Source organism: Algibacter ulvanivorans, from assembly GCF_048381495.1.
GTDB lineage: Bacteria > Bacteroidota > Bacteroidia > Flavobacteriales > Flavobacteriaceae > Algibacter_B > Algibacter_B ulvanivorans.
In genome coordinates this window covers 1-3,062 of record NZ_JBLWGD010000013.1, presented here as the reverse complement: position 1 = coordinate 3,062, position 3,062 = coordinate 1, and the positions used below count along the sequence as shown (strand labels likewise).

Below are 3,062 nucleotides of genomic sequence, written 5' to 3'. Positions count from 1 at the left end.
TTACAACAACGTGTATAATTAATGGCTAGTCCTCGCCTACCTACGAAAATCCTTGCGGATTTTCTATTCGGTTTTTATTTACTAAATTTATTGATTTAAAACGCCACAAATCATACACAAACACGTTGCCCACAATTTGAGAAAAAACCTCGAAAACAAGAACAAAAGATGGAATTTAAAAAATTTAACTCTATTGAAAATTCATATCAATCAAAATTTTTAAAGTCAATTTATGACAATGGATTTGGAGAAGAAAAATTCGTTGTTCAAGAAAAAGTTCATGGAGCGAATTTTAGTTTTATTACAAATGGTAAGGAAATAATAACTGCTAAAAGAACAGGTATAATAGAAAAAAATGAAAATTTTTATAATTCAAAAATAATTCAAGAAAAATACGAACCAAAAATAAAATTGCTCTTTGAAAATATATCAAAAGAAAGGAATATAACAACTCTAACAGTTTTTGGAGAAATTTTTGGAGGAGGATATCCACATAAAAAAGTTCAGAAAAATGAAACTGCTAAATTAGTACAACGTGAAATTTACTATAATCCAGATAATGACTTTTTTGCTTTTGACATTTTAATCGACAATAAGGAATATTTTGACATTTATGATACAAACAGATTTCTTGATGAATTAGATTTTATATATGCTAAATCACTTTTTGTTGGAGAATTAAAAGACTGTTTGGAATATCCGAATAAGTTTAAAACAAGAATACCAAATGAATATGGACTTCCTGAACTTGATGGAAATATATGTGAAGGAGTTGTAATAAGACCTCTAAAACCTTTATTTTTTAATAATGGCTCAAGAGTTTTAATAAAGAACAAAAACGAAGATTGGTCAGAAAATAACAATTTCATAGATAAGAATATTTTAAAAAACCTTTTACACGAGGAAGAAGAATTAAGCGAAAAGGCTGAAACTCTTTGCGAAGAAGTTTATAAATATATTTCAGTAAACAGACTTTCAAACGTAATAAGTAAAATCGGAGAAGTAAACCCAAAAAAAGATTTCGGAAAAGTTTTAGGAATGTTTAACAAAGATATTTTATCAGACTTTTTTAAAGAATATAAATCGGAATATGATGCTTTAGAAAAACACGAAAGTAAAGCAATTAATAAATTTATGAATAAACACGCAAGTCAACTTGTAAATGAACATTTAACGGAATAAAAAACTGTGGGCAACAACGTGTATAATTAATGGCTGGTTTTCGCCTACTTACGAAAATCCTCGCGGATTTTCTATTCGGTTTTTATTTACTAAATTAGGTGCTTAAACACGCCACTAATCATACACAACAACGTTACAAAAAATAGCTCCGAACTCACTCAGACGCGGAGAAACCCGATGGAAAACTAAATCTGAATTTGACCAAAGCAGCGCGCGGAATTGAACACTCAAACTCTGAATTTAAAACTCTGAATCTGACAATCGTTACGCGGAATCTCACTCGAGCGGAATTGAGCAAGGTTGCGGAATTTTACAACGGCTGAAAAAAAGCGTGGTTAACTGTTCGCGATTTTTTTTTTGAGAATTTTAAGTTAGAACATTCTAAAAAACTCAACCTGAATTTTGAAATTTTGCGCGGACAAAATGCTAAGCAAAACCAATCTGACGTGTCGCTACATTTTGTAACACCGTATAAGTTTAATTGCTTCTGATTTTCCTGCGGAAAATCCTCGCATTTTTACTATCTTAGTTCCTTAATCTGAAAATCCTCGCGGATTTCCAGCGCAACTAAGCTTATACAAATACGTTGCCAACCATACAACTGAACCAAGTATTTACTATACTGACTACTGAAATATCTTTATTTTTCCCCCTTCTTTTTTAGCTTGTTTGCGGTTAACACTCTGAATGTTAAAAACTTGTTGAAAACGTTACATAATTGTACATCAATGCAATTGAATTATAACTTATATTTATACAAGCCTATTTTTTAACTAATTAAATTATTTTGCTGTCTATGAATTCAAAAAAAGATGTTACACAGAAAATTAAAACTGAGTCTAGAACGCTTAGGATTAAGGAAAATGTTATTGACCAGATTGAAACTCTCGCAGAGGACAATAATAGGAATTTCAATAACATGGCTGAAACATTGATGCGACTAGGTATGAAACATTATCAAGGTATTGGATTAAACGCTTAAAAAATCAAGGGTGCTAGAAATAGCGCCCTTTAAACTATTAGAAAACGAATGAATTGAAAATAAAAACCCCTGCTGTAACAAGGGTTTTAGCTGAGTTCTTACAGCTTGATGTTAAGATTAGTATTAATTTAAATTCCAATGTTATGGCCAAAACTGGCGAGGGCAAGAAAAAAGTATACGTAGCCCCACACAAAAGGAATGGTAAAAAGGTAAAACCTCATTATAGGTCAACACCAAATTAACACCATTTGGGATTCGGAAAGTCCGTCTCCGTCAATGTTTAATTTAATAATCCGTACGATTATGAAAACAGTTAGAAGAACGATTCGAGTTCCGTCTAGGACGGTTAGAATCACTCGGACAATTCGTATTACTAGACGTGTAACGCTTAGATAATACACCCAAATTAAACGTCAGTATTCGCAGTACTGGCGTTTTTTTATGTTGTAAATTTACTATTTAACGTTCTTAATTTACAAAAAAAACGTAGGAATTTGAAATATTTTAACATAAATCAAGTCTTTCATCGATTTTATTGAATTATTCGTAATAGTTTTGCTTCCTACTGTCAGCAATCTGCCAACGCTTTAAAAAAATAAAGTATTCAGTATGTCAATGAACGTCTGAACTGATTTAAAAGTACAGTTGGCAACAACGCATATACTTTATTGCTTAGTTCAGTTTCTACTTACGAAAATTCTGCCGAATTTTCTCTGTCAGTTTTTATTTGCTATTTTAGTGCTTGCATACGCAACAAAGCATATCCAAATACGTTACCCAACATTTGAAAAAAACATCGAGAATCAATTTGAACATCAGTTTACAAAATATAAATTGGACTAAAAAAAGCGGATTTCTGATTATCGGAATTATGATAACAATTGCAATGACGAAAAAC

1 protein-coding gene is annotated in these 3,062 nt (G+C 31.1%); it reads left to right on the top strand.

Features of this window, described 5'->3' with window-relative positions:
* Nucleotides 1-168 precede the first annotated feature (168 nt).
* The gene (locus ACNG5D_RS15760) at nucleotides 169-1,182 is read left to right on the top strand and encodes an RNA ligase family protein (protein WP_418184491.1); all 1,014 of its coding nucleotides are present in this window, start codon (nucleotides 169-171) and stop codon (nucleotides 1,180-1,182) included.
* The last annotated feature ends 1,880 nt before the right edge of the window (nucleotides 1,183-3,062 follow it).